The sequence below is a fragment of the Saccharomonospora sp. NB11 genome, assembly GCF_015910535.1.
In the GTDB taxonomy this organism is placed as follows: domain Bacteria; phylum Actinomycetota; class Actinomycetes; order Mycobacteriales; family Pseudonocardiaceae; genus Saccharomonospora.
Window position 1 is genome coordinate 323,861 of the sequence record NZ_JACBJG010000004.1, and the last position, 14,460, is coordinate 338,320.

At 69.5% G+C, this 14,460-nt stretch carries 14 protein-coding genes; 5 read left to right on the forward strand and 9 right to left on the reverse strand.

Annotated features, from left to right (window positions below; genetic code table 11):
• Positions 1–101: 101 nt before the first annotated feature.
• The 7 genes from JAV51_RS08230 to JAV51_RS08260 all read right to left on the reverse strand — a co-directional run bounded on the left by JAV51_RS08230 (position 102) and on the right by JAV51_RS08260 (position 6,566).
• Complete coding sequence (locus tag JAV51_RS08230) at positions 102–506, reverse strand: metal-sulfur cluster assembly factor (protein ID WP_197320056.1); 405 nt, start codon at positions 504–506, stop codon at positions 102–104.
• A complete protein-coding gene (gene sufU, locus JAV51_RS08235; protein WP_197320057.1) occupies positions 503–952 on the reverse strand; it encodes a Fe-S cluster assembly sulfur transfer protein SufU in 450 nt (149 codons plus the stop codon). Before sufU ends, JAV51_RS08230 begins: the two co-directional genes overlap by 4 nt.
• Complete coding sequence (locus tag JAV51_RS08240) at positions 952–2,241, reverse strand: cysteine desulfurase (protein WP_197320058.1); 1,290 nt, start codon at positions 2,239–2,241, stop codon at positions 952–954. The genes sufU and JAV51_RS08240 overlap by 1 nt, the downstream gene beginning before the upstream one ends.
• Positions 2,242–2,278: 37 nt before the next feature.
• Positions 2,279–3,043 (reverse strand): Fe-S cluster assembly ATPase SufC, encoded by a 765-nt coding sequence (sufC, locus tag JAV51_RS08245; RefSeq protein ID WP_197320059.1) that lies wholly within the window; start codon positions 3,041–3,043, stop codon positions 2,279–2,281.
• A 61-nt stretch (positions 3,044–3,104) separates the two neighbouring features.
• Positions 3,105–4,283, reverse strand: a complete 1,179-nt coding sequence (sufD, locus tag JAV51_RS08250; RefSeq protein WP_197320060.1) for a Fe-S cluster assembly protein SufD — start codon at positions 4,281–4,283, stop codon at positions 3,105–3,107.
• A gap of 1 nt (position 4,284) precedes the next feature.
• Positions 4,285–5,733 (reverse strand): Fe-S cluster assembly protein SufB, encoded by a 1,449-nt coding sequence (sufB, locus tag JAV51_RS08255; protein WP_197320061.1) that lies wholly within the window; start codon positions 5,731–5,733, stop codon positions 4,285–4,287.
• Positions 5,730–6,566 (reverse strand): metalloregulator ArsR/SmtB family transcription factor, encoded by an 837-nt coding sequence (locus tag JAV51_RS08260; protein ID WP_197320062.1) that lies wholly within the window; start codon positions 6,564–6,566, stop codon positions 5,730–5,732. The genes sufB and JAV51_RS08260 overlap by 4 nt, the downstream gene beginning before the upstream one ends.
• A gap of 119 nt (positions 6,567–6,685) precedes the next feature.
• Between JAV51_RS08260 and mptB the strand changes: the two genes are divergently transcribed.
• The 5 genes from mptB (at position 6,686) to JAV51_RS08285 (ending at position 12,339) form a co-directional block, all read left to right on the forward strand.
• The gene (mptB, locus tag JAV51_RS08265) at positions 6,686–8,302 is read left to right on the forward strand and encodes a polyprenol phosphomannose-dependent alpha 1,6 mannosyltransferase MptB (protein ID WP_197320130.1); all 1,617 of its coding nucleotides are present in this window, start codon (positions 6,686–6,688) and stop codon (positions 8,300–8,302) included.
• 25 nt (positions 8,303–8,327) lie between these two features.
• Positions 8,328–9,254: an ABC transporter ATP-binding protein gene (locus JAV51_RS08270; RefSeq protein ID WP_197320063.1), complete on the forward strand. Its 927-nt coding sequence runs from the start codon at positions 8,328–8,330 to the stop codon at positions 9,252–9,254.
• Complete coding sequence (locus JAV51_RS08275; protein ID WP_197320064.1) at positions 9,251–10,057, forward strand: ABC transporter permease; 807 nt, start codon at positions 9,251–9,253, stop codon at positions 10,055–10,057. The genes JAV51_RS08270 and JAV51_RS08275 overlap by 4 nt, the downstream gene beginning before the upstream one ends.
• Before the next feature lie 216 nt (positions 10,058–10,273).
• A complete protein-coding gene (locus JAV51_RS08280) occupies positions 10,274–11,245 on the forward strand; it encodes a heme A synthase (protein WP_197320065.1) in 972 nt (323 codons plus the stop codon).
• Between the two features lie 146 nt (positions 11,246–11,391).
• Entirely contained in the window at positions 11,392–12,339 is a 948-nt protein-coding gene (locus JAV51_RS08285; RefSeq protein WP_197320066.1) for an acyl-CoA desaturase, read from the forward strand.
• A 12-nt stretch (positions 12,340–12,351) separates the two neighbouring features.
• Here JAV51_RS08285 and JAV51_RS08290 read toward each other — a convergent pair whose 3' ends face one another.
• Both JAV51_RS08290 and JAV51_RS08295 read right to left on the reverse strand, forming a co-directional pair.
• A complete protein-coding gene (locus JAV51_RS08290; protein ID WP_197320067.1) occupies positions 12,352–13,215 on the reverse strand; it encodes a hypothetical protein in 864 nt (287 codons plus the stop codon).
• Positions 13,212–14,381: a phosphatase PAP2 family protein gene (locus tag JAV51_RS08295; RefSeq protein WP_197320068.1), complete on the reverse strand. Its 1,170-nt coding sequence runs from the start codon at positions 14,379–14,381 to the stop codon at positions 13,212–13,214. Before JAV51_RS08295 ends, JAV51_RS08290 begins: the two co-directional genes overlap by 4 nt.
• Positions 14,382–14,460: the final 79 nt, after the last annotated feature.

A 14,460-nucleotide genomic window follows, 5' to 3' on the forward strand; every position in this document is an offset into this window, starting at 1 on the left:
AGCGCGAACACCCGTACGTAGAACGAGGACATGCCGGTGAGGGGGTCTCCCCACCGGCGTGTCCTCGCTTCACCAACGCGTGTTGGCGCTTCCGGGACTGGTCAGACGGTGAAGCCCAACGCCCTGAGCTGCTCCCGGCCTTCCTCGGTGATCTTCTCGGGACCCCACGGCGGCATCCAGACCCAGTTGATCCGGAAGTCCTTCACCACGGGATTGGCCCCGGTGAGCACCGACGCCGTCTGGTCCTCGATGACGTCGGTCAGCGGGCACGCCGCCGAGGTCAACGTCATGTCGATGGTGGCCGTGTTCTCCTCGTCCACCCGGATGTCGTAGACGAGGCCCAGGTCGACCACGTTGATCCCCAGCTCGGGGTCGACGACGTCGCGCATGGCCTCCTCGACGTCCTCGATCTTGGCCACGTCGCCGCCGGGACCGGGCTCGGTCTGCTCCGGCAGGTCGGCCGCGGTGCGCCCCTCGCGGGGGTCGGCCGTCTCGGTCTCGCTCATGCCTTCACCTCACTGGTCGACGTCCTACCCACAGCGTCCTTGAAGGCCATCCAGCCGAGCAAGGCGCACTTGACGCGCGCGGGGTACTTCGCGACGCCGACGAACGCGACGCCGTCCTCCAGCACGTCCTCGTCGGGCTCGGCCTCACCGCGGCTCTGCATGAGCTCGGTGAACGCCTCCAACTTCGCGAGCGCCTCGTCGAGCGGACGCCCGATCACGAGGTCGGTCAGCACCGACGTGGACGCCTGACTGATCGAGCAGCCCTGCCCCTCGTACGACACGTCGGCCACCAGGTCGCCCTCGAGTCGCACGCGCAGGGTCACCTCGTCGCCGCAGGTCGGGTTGACCTGGAACGACTCGGCGTCGTAGGGCTCCCGCAGGCCACGGGCGTGCGGGTTCTTGTAGTGGTCCAGGATGATCTCCTGGTACATGGATTCGAGATCCATCAGGCGGCTCCCCCCACGCCGAAGAATCGTTGTGCCTCACGCACACCCTCGACCAGCGCGTCCACCTCGGACTCCTCGTTGTAGAGGTAGAACGAGGCCCGCACGGTGGCCGGGACACCACAGGACCGGTGCAGCGGCCACGCGCAGTGGTGGCCGACCCGCACGGCGATCCCGAGGCTGTCGAGCACCTGTCCCACGTCGTGAGGATGCACCTCGTCCACCACGAACGCCACGGTGGCGCCCCGGTCGACGGTGTCGGGCGGACCGACGATCCGCACGCCCGGCAGGGCGGACAGCTTCTCCAACGCCCGGGCCGCGAGCAGGTGCTCGTGTGCGGCGATGCGATCCATGCCGACGGCGTTGAGATAGTCGACGGCCGCTCCCAGCGCGACGGCCTGAGAGGTCATCGGCACGCCCGCCTCGAACCGCTGCGGCGGCGGTGCGAAGGTCGACTCCTCCATCCGCACCAGCTCGATCATCGAGCCGCCGGTGAGGAACGGAGGCATGGCCTCCAGCAGCTCACGACGGCCGTAGAGCACCCCGATGCCGGACGGGCCGAGCATCTTGTGCCCCGAGAACACGGCGAAGTCCACGCCCAGCTCGGCGAGGTCCACCGCGAAGTGAGGCACCGACTGGCACGCGTCGAGCACCACCAGCGCACCCACGTCGTGAGCCTTGCGCACGAGCGTCTCGACGGGGTTCACGGTGCCGAGCACGTTCGACTGGTGGGCGAACGCCACCACCTTGGTGCGCTCGGTGATCAGCTCGTCGAGCTGCGACAGATCGAGCCTGCCGTCGGGGGTGACCCCGAACCACCGCAGCGTCGCCCCGGTACGGCGGCAGAGCTGCTGCCAGGGCACCAGGTTGGCGTGGTGCTCCATCTCGGTGACGACGATCTCGTCACCGGGCTTCAGTGTGAAGCGCTCCGCCTCGGGCCCCGCCGTCGCCGCGTTGCTCATGGCGTAGGCGACGAGGTTGATGCCCTCGGTGGCGTTCTTCGTGAACACCACCTCGCCGGGCGAGACGCCCACGAAGGCCGCGATCTTCGCGCGCGCACCCTCGTAGGCGTCGGTCGCCTCCTCCGACAACTGGTGAGCCCCACGGTGCACGGCCGCGTTGGACGTCTCCACGAAACGCCGTTCCGCATCGAGCACCGAGGTCGGGCGCTGCGAGGTGGCACCCGAGTCGAGGTACACCAGGGGTTTGCCGTCGCGAACGGTGCGGGACAGGATCGGGAAGTCGGCGCGCACCGCCGTGATCTCCAGTGGTCGCGAGTCCGTGCTGGTCATCGCGCCAACTCCTTTCGACGTTCCCTGTCCACCCGCGTCAGACGGCGGCCTTGTCGCCGGTGTACTTGACGTACCCGTTCTCCTCCAGCTCGTCCGCCAACTCCTTGCCGCCCGACTCGACGACCTTGCCGCCCGCGAAGACGTGCACGAAGTCCGGCTGGATGTGCTTCAGGATGCGCGTGTAGTGCGTGATCAGCATGACGCCGACCTCGTTGTTCGCCTTGTACTCGTTGACGGCTTCCGACACCACGCGCAGGGCGTCGACGTCGAGGCCCGAGTCGGTCTCGTCGAGGACGGCGATCTTCGGCTTGAGCAGCGCGAGCTGCAGGATCTCGTGGCGCTTCTTCTCACCACCGGAGAAGCCCTCGTTGACGCTGCGCTCGGCGAACTCGGGCGCGATGTCGAGCTTCGCCATCTCGTCCTTGACTTCCTTCACCCAGTGGCGCAGCTTCGGCGCCTCGCCCCGCACCGCGGTGGCGGCCGAGCGCAGGAAGTTGGACATCGAGACGCCGGGCACCTCGACCGGGTACTGCATCGCCAGGAACAGACCGGCGCGGGCGCGCTCGTCGACGCTCATGTCCAGCACGTTCTCGCCGTCCAGCAGCACCTCGCCCGAGGTCACCTCGTACTTGGGGTGCCCGGCGATGGCGTAGGAGAGGGTCGACTTGCCCGAGCCGTTCGGGCCCATGATCGCGTGGGTCTCACCCGAGCGGATCGTCAGGTTGACGCCCTTGAGGATCTCCTTGTTGCCCTCGTCGGTGACGACGTCGGCCCGCAGATCCTTGATTTCCAGTGTGGCCATGCCTTCTCTTCGATCTTTCCGTGAGTCTTCGTGAGCGTGATCAGCGTGGTGGTCGGGCCGCTCAGGCGCCGATGGCCTTGAGCTCCTCCTCGATCGCGGCCTCGAGGCGCTCGCGCACCTCGGGGATGTCGATCTTCATGAGGATCTCGTGGAAGAACCCGCGCACCACCAGCCTGCGCGCCTGCTCCTCCGCGATGCCCCGCGACTGCAGGTAGAACAGCTGCTCGTCGTCGAACCGGCCGGTGGCGCTGGCGTGGCCCGCGCCCTCGATCTCACCCGTCTCGATCTCCAGGTTCGGCACCGAGTCGGCGCGAGCGCCCTGGGTGAGGACGAGGTTGCGGTTCAGCTCGAACGTCTCGGTGCCCTCCGCGGCGGCGCGGATCAGCACGTCGCCGATCCACACCGAGTGCGCGTCGTCGCCCTGCAGCGCGCCCTTGTAGAGCACGTTGGACTTGCAGTGCGGCACCGCGTGGTCGACGAAGAGCCGGTGCTCCTGGTGCTGTCCCGCGTCCGCAAAGTTCAGGCCGAGCATCTCGACACTGCCTCCGGGGCCGGAGAACGTGGCCGTGGGGCTCACGCGCACCAGGTCACCGCCGAGGGTGACGACGATGTGCTTCAGCGTCGCGTCGCGGCCGAGCTTGAGGTGCTGCTCGGACACGTGCACCGCGTCGTCGGCCCAGTCCTGCACGCTGACCACGGTGAGGTTCGCCCCGTCGCCGATGACGAACTCGATGTTGTCGGCGTAGGTGCCGGACCCGACGTGGTCGAGCACGATCGCGGCCTCGGCGAACCGCTCGGCGCGCACCTGGACGTGACCGTAGGCGGTCTTGCCCTCGCCCGGCCCGGTCAACCGGACCAGCGTGCGACCCGACGCCTTGGTCTCCTTCGGCACGGTGATCAGCGTGGCCTTCTCGAAGGACGAGTACGCCTGCGCCGCGACGCGGTCGCTGGGCACCCCGGCCTCGCCGAGCCGGGAGTCGTCGCGCGACACCGTCTCGACCGTGACCTCGGGCGCGGCCTCCGCCTCCAGCGTGACCGTGCCCGTGGCGGGCGCGGAGCCGTCGTGCAGGCCCCGCAGCCGCTTCATCGGCGTGAACCGCCAGTTCTCCTCACGACCGCCCGGCACCTCGAACGCCTCGACGTCGTAGGAGGTGAACCGCTCGCCGCGAGAGGCGGCGGGCACGACAGCCTCCGCCGCGGCAGCGGTGTTAGCGGTGTTCGTGTTCTCGGCGACCGTCATGTCAGCCGACGGCTCCTTCCATCTGCAGTTCGATCAGGCGGTTCAGCTCGAGCGCGTACTCCATGGGCAGCTCGCGCGCGATCGGCTCGACGAACCCGCGAACCACCATGGCCATCGCCTCTTCCTCGGTGAGGCCGCGCGACATCAGGTAGAACAGCTGGTCCTCGCTGACCTTCGAGACGGTGGCCTCGTGGCCCATCGACACGTCGTCGTTGCGGATGTCGACGTACGGGTAGGTGTCCGACCGCGAGATCGTGTCCACCAGCAGCGCGTCGCACACCACACTCGACTTGGAGCCATGCGCACGCTTGGCGACCTTGACCAGCCCTCGGTACGAGGTCCGGCCACCGCCGCGAGCCACCGACTTCGACACGATGGTCGAGGACGTGTTCGGAGCGAGGTGCTCCATCTTGGCGCCCGCGTCCTGGTGCTGGCCCTCGCCCGCGAACGCCACGGACAGCACCTCACCCTTGGCGTGCTCGCCCATGAGGAACACCGACGGGTACTTCATCGTCACCTTGGAGCCGATGTTGCCGTCGATCCACTCCATGGTGGCGCCCTCTTCGGCCTTGGCGCGCTTGGTGACCAGGTTGTAGACGTTGTTCGACCAGTTCTGGATCGTCGTGTAGCGGCAGCGGCCACCCTTCTTCACGATGATCTCGACGACGGCCGAGTGCAGCGAGTCCGACTGGTAGATCGGCGCCGTGCAGCCCTCGACGTAGTGCACGTACGCGCCCTCGTCGACGATGATCAGCGTCCGCTCGAACTGGCCCATGTTCTCGGTGTTGATCCGGAAGTAGGCCTGCAGCGGGATGTCGACGTGCACACCCGGCGGGACGTAGATGAACGAGCCACCGGACCAGACGGCCGTGTTCAGCGCGGAGAACTTGTTGTCACCCGCGGGGATGACGGAGCCGAAGTACTCCTTGAACAGCTCGGGGTGCTCCTTGAGACCGGTGTCGGTGTCGAGGAAGATGACGCCCTGCTTCTCCAGGTCCTCACGGATCTGGTGGTAGACGACCTCCGACTCGTACTGCGCGGCCACACCGGCGATGAGGCGCTGCTTCTCCGCCTCCGGGATGCCGAGCTTGTCGTAGGTGTTCTTGATGTCGGCGGGCAGGTCGTCCCAGCTCGTGGCCTGCTTCTCGGTGGAGCGGACGAAGTACTTGATGTTGTCGAAGTCGATCCCCGACAGGTCCGCGCCCCAGTTCGGCATCGGCTTGCGCTCGAACAACTTGAGCGCCTTGAGGCGCGTCTCGCGCATCCACTCCGGCTCGGACTTCTTCGCGGAGATGTCGGCGACGACCTCCTCGTTCAGCCCGCGGCGAGCGCTCGCGCCCGCCGTGTCCGGGTCGGCCCAACCGAACTGGTACTTGCCGAGAGCCTCGATGGTCTCTTCCTGGCTGAGCGGCTCGGTGGTGGGATTGCGCTGCTCGGCAGCGGCAGTCATGCGGTAGTCCCTCCGTTCGGAGTTGCACTGTCGATGTCCTGGTGCTCCTCGGCACTGTCGGCCGAGGGGGGCGGATGTCGACGTCTCCCTTCGCTACCCACCGGATCGGCGGGTACGTGCGTGGTGCACGCGGCGTCGCCGCGCGCGATCGTCGCCAGCCGCTGCACGTGTGTGCCGAGCAGCTCGGCGAACGCCTCGGTCTCCGCCTCGCACAGCTGCGGGAACTCAGCTGCGACGTGCGCGACCGGGCAGTGGTGCTGGCACAGTTGCGCACCGTGTGTCGCCGCGGTCGAACCCGGTGTCGCCACCTTGCGGGTCGACGCAGCGTAGCCCTCCCTGCTGAGGGCACCGGCAAGGGCCTCGGCCCTCGACTCGGCGTCGGCGTGACGGGTCACCGCCTCGCGGTACGGGCCCACGAGGGCCGCCACCCGACGTTCGGCGAAAGCCTTGACAGCCTGTTCCCCGGCGTGCTCGGCCAGGAACCGGATCGCCGAGACGGCGAGGTCGTCGTAGGCGTGGCCGAAGCGGGCTCTACCCTGCTCGGTGAGCAGGAAGAGCTTGGCGGGCCTGCCTCGGCCACGACGGCCGCGGCGAGGCGCCTGGCGCGTCCGCGCCTCGTTGTCGGCCACCAACGCGTCGAGGTGTCGGCGCACCGCAGTGGCGCTGATGCCCAACTGCTCGGCGACGGCGGCCGCCGACAACGGCCCCTGTTCCAGCAGGAGCCTCGCGACCTCGTTGCGGGTGCGGCCTTCCGCACCCTGCGCAGAGTGCTCTGACGCAGCGGACGACGGCATGCCGCCTCGCTGTCGGTCGAGCGCACCCTGCTTTTTCACAACATAAGTGTGTCGTATTTCGAGAGACGGGGCAAAGCGGCCCCTGAGGCGAGTGACCGGACTCACGCGCGGAAGGGAGTCGATACCCTCACCCCGTGAATTCGGGCAAGGGCGGGCTGATGACGCGATCACCGGTGACTCCGGGACGGACGGACCCGCTCGACGCCGACGAGACCCGAGCCCTGGAAGTGACCCGGCGCTTCGGCATCATCGGGGCGCTGCTGCTGGCGTTCGGTTCTCTCGGCTCGGGCGCGGCACCGGTACTCAACCCGGTTCTGGAGATTCCCGTCCTGCGGCTGTTCACGCGCATCCCGACCGTGTCGGTCGCGATCGCCTTCACGGGCATGGGGATGATGGTCATCGCCTGGCTGTGGCTGGGACGGTTCGCCCGACCGGGGCGGAACCGGATCGCGAGCCAGGGCCAAGTGCTGCGCACGCTCGTCACCTGGACGTTGCCGCTGCTGGTCATCCCGCCGCTGTTCTCCCGCGACGTCTACAGCTACCTCGCGCAGAGCGAGATCGTGCGCCGCGGCTTCGATCCGTACGCGCTCGGCCCGGCCGAAGCGCTCGGCGTCGGCGACCCGTTCACCGCGGGTGTGTCGAACATGTGGCGCGACACCCCCGCGCCGTACGGACCGGCGTTCCTGGAGATCGGAAGCTGGCTCACCGGAATCGCGGGCACGAACGTCGCCGTCGGCGTGCTGCTGCAACGTCTCGTCGCGCTCGTCGGCTTCGGACTCATCGTGTGGGCGCTGCCCCGGCTCGCGCGCCGCTACGGCGTCGCGCCCGGCACGGCGCTGTGGTTGGGAGCCGCGAACCCGCTCGTGCTGTTCCACCTGGTGGCGGGCGCGCACAACGAGGCGCTCGGCATCGGGCTCATGCTGGCGGGCCTGGAACTGGGCATGCGGCGACTCGCCGTCCGGGTCAAGGGCGAGCCACCGCCCCCGTGGGTCAAGGGCGAGTTCACGTTCATCGTGCTGGGCGCCGTGGTGATCTCACTCGCGGCGATGGTGAAGATCCACGCGATCGTGGCACTCGGGTTCTTCGGCGTCATGATCGCGCGACGCGCCCGGGGACGGTTCACCGACCTGGCCGCCGCAGCGGCGCTCATGCTCGTCGTCTTCGTGGCCGTCACGCTGGCCGTCAGCTTCGGAACGGGCCTCGGCCTGGGCTGGGTCGGCGCGTTGGAGACTCCGTCGAAGGTGTGGAGCTGGCTGTCGCCGGTGGCCGAACTCGGCCAGCTCGGCGGTGTGCTCGGCATCGTGCTGGGCCTCGGCAACCACACCGGCTCGGTGATCTCGATCCTCGGCCTGCTCGGCTACGGCGTGGCCGGCGCGGTGACGTTGAAGTTCCTGTGGGACAGCTTCCACTGGCGTTACCGGCCGATCATCGGCCTCGGCGTCTCGCTGGGCGCCTTCATGATGCTGCACGTGTCGATGCAGCCGTGGTGGCTGCTGTGGGCCGTCGTCCCTCTCGCGGCCGCGGCGGGCACGTCGCGCTTCCGCAACGCCGCCACCGCGGTGAGCGCGGCTCTCGCCCTGCTCATCCCGCCGACGGGCAGCCCCTTCGACAACCGGTCGTTCCTGCTGCACCAGGCATTCGCGGCGGCGGTGATCGTCGTCGGCCTCATGGTGCTCGTCGCGTGGCGGCTCTCGCCGATGTTGCTCAGCCGTCCCGGACGGTCCCCGCAATCGGACGCTCCTCACACCGGCGGTCGCCCGACGGCCGACTCGTGACCGACCGGCTCTACCCTTGTCAGTCGTGAACGAAACGGCCGTCGACATCACCGGACTGGTGAAGCGGTTCGGTCCCGTCACTGCCGTCTCCGGCCTTGACCTGACGATGCCCCGGGCCAGCGTGCTCGCCCTGCTCGGCCCCAACGGGGCAGGCAAGACCACCACGGTCGAGATCTGCGAGGGCTTCCAACGCCCCGACGAGGGCACCGTGCGAGTCCTGGGCCTCGATCCCGTCCGCGACGGTGCCGCGCTGCGCCCGCGCATCGGCGTCATGCCGCAGGGCGGCGGTGCCTACCCTGGCGTGCGCGCCGCGGAGATGGTGCGGCTGGTGGCCTCGTGCGCGGCGAACCCGCTGGACACCGACTGGCTGCTCGACGTGCTCGGCCTCGGGCCGGTGCGGCGCACCCCGTTCAAGCGGCTCTCCGGAGGTCAGCAACAACGGCTGTCGCTCGCGTGCGCGTTGGTCGGCCGACCCGAACTCGTCTTCCTCGACGAACCGACCGCGGGCATGGACCCGCAGGCGCGGCGCCTCGTGTGGGACCTGCTCCGCGCCCTCCGCGACGACGGCGTGAGCGTGCTGCTCACCACCCACTTCATGGAGGAGGCCGAGACGCTGGCCGACACCGTGGTGATCGTCGACGGCGGCCGGGTCATCGCGTCGGGCTCGCCCACCACCCTCACGGCCGAACACGCCGACGACGCCCAGCTCCGGTTCAAGGCCCGCCCCGGCCTCGACACCGAGCTGCTCGCCGAGGCACTGCCCGAGGGCTACGTCGTCGCGGAGTCGACCCCGGGTTCCTACCGCATCTGCGGTCCGGTCGACCCGCAGGTGGTGTCGACCGTGACGTCGTGGTGCGCTCAACAGGGCGTGCTCGCCGAGGAGCTGCACGTCGGCAAGCGGGATCTCGAAGAGGTCTTCCTCGAACTCACCGGACGGGAGCTACGGGCTTGAGCACCACGAGCGCCACGGGCCGACCGCGCTTCGAGCCCGGCACCTTCACCCCCGCTCCGGGACGCGGGCGCATCGTCACGATGCTGTTCACACACGCCCGCACCGAGATCGGCCTCACCCTCCGCCACGGTGAGCAGATCCTGCTCACGCTGCTCATCCCGCTGGCGCTGCTGGTCGGCATGAGCGTGCTGGACGTCGTCCCGGTGCCCGACGACGTGACCCACCGAGTCGACTGGGTCGCTCCCCGCATCCTCGCGCTCGCCGTGATGTCGTCGGCGTTCACCGGCCAGGCCATCGCGCTCGGGTTCGATCGCCGCTACGGGGTGCTGAAGCGGCTCGCCGCGACCGTCCTGCCTCGGTGGTTGCTCGTGGCGGGGAAACTGGTCGCGGCGCTGGTCGTCGTGGCCGTGCAGCTTCTCGTGCTGGGCGGCACCGCGTTCGCGCTCGGCTGGTCGCCCACCGGCTCCGGTCTCGCCGGTGCGCTGCTGCTGGTCGTGACCGGCACGGTCGCGTTCGGTGCGCTCGGCGTGCTGCTCGGCGGCGCGCTGCGCGCCGAGGCGGTGCTGGCACTGGCCAACATCGTGTGGTTCGTGCTGCTGCTCGCGGGCGGCATCGTGATCGGTCCCGACACGCTCCCCGGACCACTCGGCACCGTGGTGACCTACCTGCCCTCGGGCGCTCTGGCCGAGGGATTGCGCTCGGCGTTCACCGACGGTGTGCTCGTCTGGCAGCCCGTAGCGGTCCTCGTCGGCTGGGCGATCGCGGCCACCGCCCTGGCCTCCCGCACCACGAAACTCACCTGACCCCGGCGTGTCCTCGACTCCCGCACGCGTGTCCGCACGCTGCGCACCCGTGTCCTCGCGTCGCGCACCCGTGTCGTCGCGTCGCGCACCCGTGTCCGCATGTCCCGTACACGCGCGGTGAGCCACCGGACCCGTTCGTCGTCACACGACCCACGTCAGGCACACCACCGCCACCCTCGAGGCCGCGCTACGCGCGGTAGTAATACTCTGGGGGCCGTGCAGTTGTCTTCGCTCGTCGGCCGCCTGCCGTATCCGTCGCACCGGCTCCAGCGAGCTCTCGCCGTCGCCGCCATCGTCGCCCAGGCAGGCATCGGCGTCACGGGCTCCATCGTGCGCGTCACGGGCTCCGGGCTCGGCTGCCCCACCTGGCCGCAGTGCTTCCCCGGCAGCATGGTCCCGGTCGAACACCCCGAGTACGCGACGCTCAACCAGTGGATCGAGTACGGCAACCGCCTGCTCACCATCGCGGTCGTGATCGTCGCGGCCCTGTGCGTCCTCGCGGCCTGGCGGGTCTACCTCGACCACCCGAACCGCAAGCGACTGCTCCGCCTCGCGTGGGTCATGCCCGCCGGTGTCGTCGCACAGGCCGTGATCGGCGGGATCACGGTGCTCGCCGATCTGCTCTGGTGGGTCGTCGCACTGCACTTCCTGCCCTCCACCATCCTGGTGTGGATGGCGGTCGTTCTCCTACGAGCGTTCAACGAGGGTGACGAACCGCCTCGGCCACTGATCCCCCAGGCCAGCCGTCCCGTGCTCGGAGCACTGGTGATGGCGTTGGCCGGGCTCATCGTCGTGGGGACGATGGTCACCGGCGCGGGCCCGCACGGTGGCGACCCCGACGTGGAACGCTTCGACGCTCCCATCGCGACGTTGGCGACGATCCACGCGGCGTTCCTCTACAGCTTCCTCGCCCTGCTCGTCGTGCTGGGTATCCAGTTCCGGCGCGCCCACGCCGACCGGACACTGTGGACGCGCTACGCCGCGGTATGGGCCGTCGCGGTCGGCCAGGGCGTGCTGGGCATCGTCCAGTACCGACTCGGCATCCCCGAGCCGCTCGTCTCGCTGCACGTCCTCGGCTCGATGCTGGTGATCGCGGCGACCGCCGCTCTGTGGTGTGCGACCAGGGACCGTGGTCCCGTCGTGAGCGCGGTTCCCGCACCCAAGGCAAGCGCCGTCGGCGTGAGCTGATTTTCGCTGGTCCGAGGCGTCGTTCCGGGGCGCCTCAGCGCCGTCGTCGGCCCGCATGCGATCGCCGCTACGCTGTGCTGCACTGAGTTCGGGATCCCTTTTTGCCCGTTCTCCCTTCTTTTGCGATGCGAGGTCACGAGCACACGATGAGCAGCAGCACCGTACAAGCGCACGACGAACGTCGGCCCGGACCGAAGCCCCTCGTCGGGGCGGAACGCACCACGGCACAGATGATCGTGCTCAAGGCGTTCCTCCTGATTCCGTTCGTGGCCCTCGTCGTCGCGATTCCCTTCGCCTGGGGGTGGGGAGTCACCTGGCTGGATCTCATCCTGGCCGCGATCTTCTACACGATCGGCACGCTCGGGGTGACGGTCGGCTACCACCGCTACTTCACCCACGGCGCCTTCAAGACCAACCGACCACTGCGGATCGCCCTCGCGATCGCCGGCAGCATGGCGGTGCAGGGTTCGGTCATCTTCTGGGTGGCGAGTCACCGCCGACACCACGCCTTCGCCGACAAGGAAGGTGACCCGCACTCCCCCTGGCTGTTCGGCACCTCCCCCATGGCTCTGCTGCGGGGTTTCTGGCACGCGCACATGGGCTGGATGTTCAAGCGTGAGGTGACGAACTACGAGCGGTTCGCACCGGACCTGCTCTCGGACAAGGACCTCAAGGTCGTCAACAAGTACTTCTGGTTGTGGATCGTCGCGAGTCTGGCTCTGCCCGCGCTGCTCGGCGGCCTCATCACGTGGTCGTGGTGGGGTGCGGTGACGGCGTTCTTCTGGGCGGGCCTCGTGCGCATCGCCTTCTCCCACCACGTGACGTGGTCGGTGAACTCGATCTGCCACATGGTGGGCGAGCGGCCGTTCGCCAGCCGTGACAAGGCCGCCAACTTCTGGCCGTTGGCGATCCTGTCGATGGGCGAGTCGTGGCACAACAGCCACCACGCCGACCCGACCTGCGCCCGACACGGCGTGCTGCGCGGGCAGGTCGACATCTCCGCGCGGCTGATCTGGCTGTTCGAGAAGCTGGGTTGGGCGACCAACGTCCGGTGGCCGAAGCCGGAACGGCTCGCCGCCAAGCGGATCGCGTAACGAGCCGGGCGGTCAGCGCAGCTGCCCCCGGATCGCCGAGGCGAATCGGGCCGGAGCGGCGGAGTCGGCGTGGGCGAAACCCAGGTACGGCTCCGTCAGCTCCAGTTCGAGCAGCACGGGACGGCCGTCGGCGCCGGTCACCACGTCCACCCGCGCGTACAGCAGGTCGGCACGCGACACGCCCAACAGCCCGGCGCCGACGTCCAAGGCGTTCTCGGCCAGCTCCCGGTCGGCGGGTCGCGGCGTCGCCGCGGTGAGCTTCTCGTCGCCGGGAGCGCGGTCGCCGGTCCTGGGCAGCAGGGCGGCCTTGGCGAAGCTGTGCGAGTACCGTCCCCCGACGAAGACGAGCGCGGTCTCCCCGTGAGCGTCGACGTGGTCCTGGTACGGCTGCACGAGTGCCGCGCGGCCGTCGGCGTGCAAGGCCGCGAGATGATCAGCAGCGAGGTCCTGCTCCCCCGGCGCGAACCGACGTGCTCCCGCCGCCCCGGCTCCGACTGCCGGCTTGACGACGAACTCGCCGTCGGGCCACTGCGGGCTGTCACCGACGTCCACCACGGTGGTGGGCACGATCGGCAGTCCGGCGGCGGCCAGGTCGAGCAGGTAGCGCTTGTCGGTGTTCCACCGCACGACGGACGCGGTGTTGCTCAGCCTCGGCACGGTCTCGCACCAGGCGAGGAACTCCTCCCGCCGTGGCGAGTAGTCCCACGTGGCTCGCAGGACCACCAGCTCGGCGGCGGCGAAGTCGACGTCCGGGTCGTCCCACACGGCCCAGCGCGTCGGTGTCCCGGCGTCGACGAGGGCCTGGACGACCGCGTGCTCGTCACCGGTGCCCTCGGGCAGTCGCCGACACCCGGCGAACAGAACGCCGACGGTCATCGACGAGCGTGCGGCCCCGCCATCCGCCTGCGGTGTTCGGCACCGATCACGGTGGCACCCACCGTGTCGGAGTCCCACTCGGCGGCCTCGACACCGTCGACGGCCTCGATCAGAGCCTCACCCGTCTCGACGCTCGGCACCACGACGTCCCCGAGAGCACCATCGTCGCCCACGAGGACGACCCTCGCGCCGATGCGCCCGATGCGTTCGACGACGGCCTTCACGGGCTTGCCGTGCTGGGCGACGAACGCGCGGGCGGCGGCCAGCTGCGCGGACTTCACGGGGGCGGGAGCGGCGTCGGCTGCGGTCTCAGTCACGCCGCCAGTGTAGAGATACTGACGAGTAGGCCACAGTCCTCGGCCGCCGGAAGCGGTCCACGTCACCGCGGCGCCACCTGGCGACGGCGCTCGGTGATGCCGTACCCAAGCGCCCTCGGTCCTGTCGGACGGCCGGCGCGTCGCCACCCACGCCCCGAACCACACCACGGCCACGCCACCGACGGCATCGAGCCAGTAGTGGTTGCCCGTGGCGACGACGACCGCGAACGTCACGGCCACGTGCACCGCGCTGGCGAGTTGGGCCCACTGCGGCGCAGAGGCTCGCGTGAGAGCCACCGACGCCCAGAAGGCCCAGCCGATGTGCAGCGACGGCATCGCCGCGAGCTGATTGGCGCCCTCCACCATGGGCGAACCCCACGACCCCCAGGTGCCGCCGACCCGGACCGTGTCCACGAAACCCGCGTCCGGCAGCAATCGTGGCGGCGCGACGGGATAGAGCCAGAAACACAGAATCGCGACCAGATTGAGCACCACGAACGCGTCCCGCGCCCACGAATAGTGCGCGGGCCTGCGCCGATACAGCCACACCAGCGTCACGAGCGTGACGGCGAGGTAGCTGAACGCGTACTCGTAGTTCGCCGCGACCATGAGCCAGCCCTGGTCGGCCAGCCAGTGGTTGACGACCCGCTCGACGTCGAGGTGGAGGGCGCCTTCGATGTCGAGGAGGCTCTCACCGTGGCCGAGGGCGCGTCGTTCGTGCTCGGGCAACGGCAGCGAGCCCAGCGCCGAGTAGACACCGAAGAGCGCGAGTCCGAGCAGGAGTTCGAGCCACCACCTCGGGCGCCGGCGTGATCGCCGACCGGTCGCTTGCCGGGTGGTGCTCGACACCGACCCTGCCGTGAGCACACATTCCGTATACCACGTGGTCAGGGCCGGTGCGTCGACGCGCGAACAGGAGAGTGACGCG

Coding starts and splice junctions, on each gene's coding strand:
- JAV51_RS08240 (WP_197320058.1), bottom strand. CDS start 2,241: ATGACCAGCACGGACTCGCGACCACTGGAGATCACGGCGGTGCGCGCC.
- sufU (WP_197320057.1), bottom strand. CDS start 952: ATGGATCTCGAATCCATGTACCAGGAGATCATCCTGGACCACTACAAG.
- sufC (WP_197320059.1), bottom strand. CDS start 3,043: ATGGCCACACTGGAAATCAAGGATCTGCGGGCCGACGTCGTCACCGAC.
- JAV51_RS08230 (WP_197320056.1), bottom strand. CDS start 506: ATGAGCGAGACCGAGACGGCCGACCCCCGCGAGGGGCGCACCGCGGCC.
- sufD (WP_197320060.1), bottom strand. CDS start 4,283: ATGACGGTCGCCGAGAACACGAACACCGCTAACACCGCTGCCGCGGCG.
- sufB (WP_197320061.1), bottom strand. CDS start 5,733: ATGACTGCCGCTGCCGAGCAGCGCAATCCCACCACCGAGCCGCTCAGC.
- mptB (WP_197320130.1), top strand. CDS start 6,686: ATGACGCGATCACCGGTGACTCCGGGACGGACGGACCCGCTCGACGCC.
- JAV51_RS08285 (WP_197320066.1), top strand. CDS start 11,392: ATGAGCAGCAGCACCGTACAAGCGCACGACGAACGTCGGCCCGGACCG.
- JAV51_RS08290 (WP_197320067.1), bottom strand. CDS start 13,215: ATGACCGTCGGCGTTCTGTTCGCCGGGTGTCGGCGACTGCCCGAGGGC.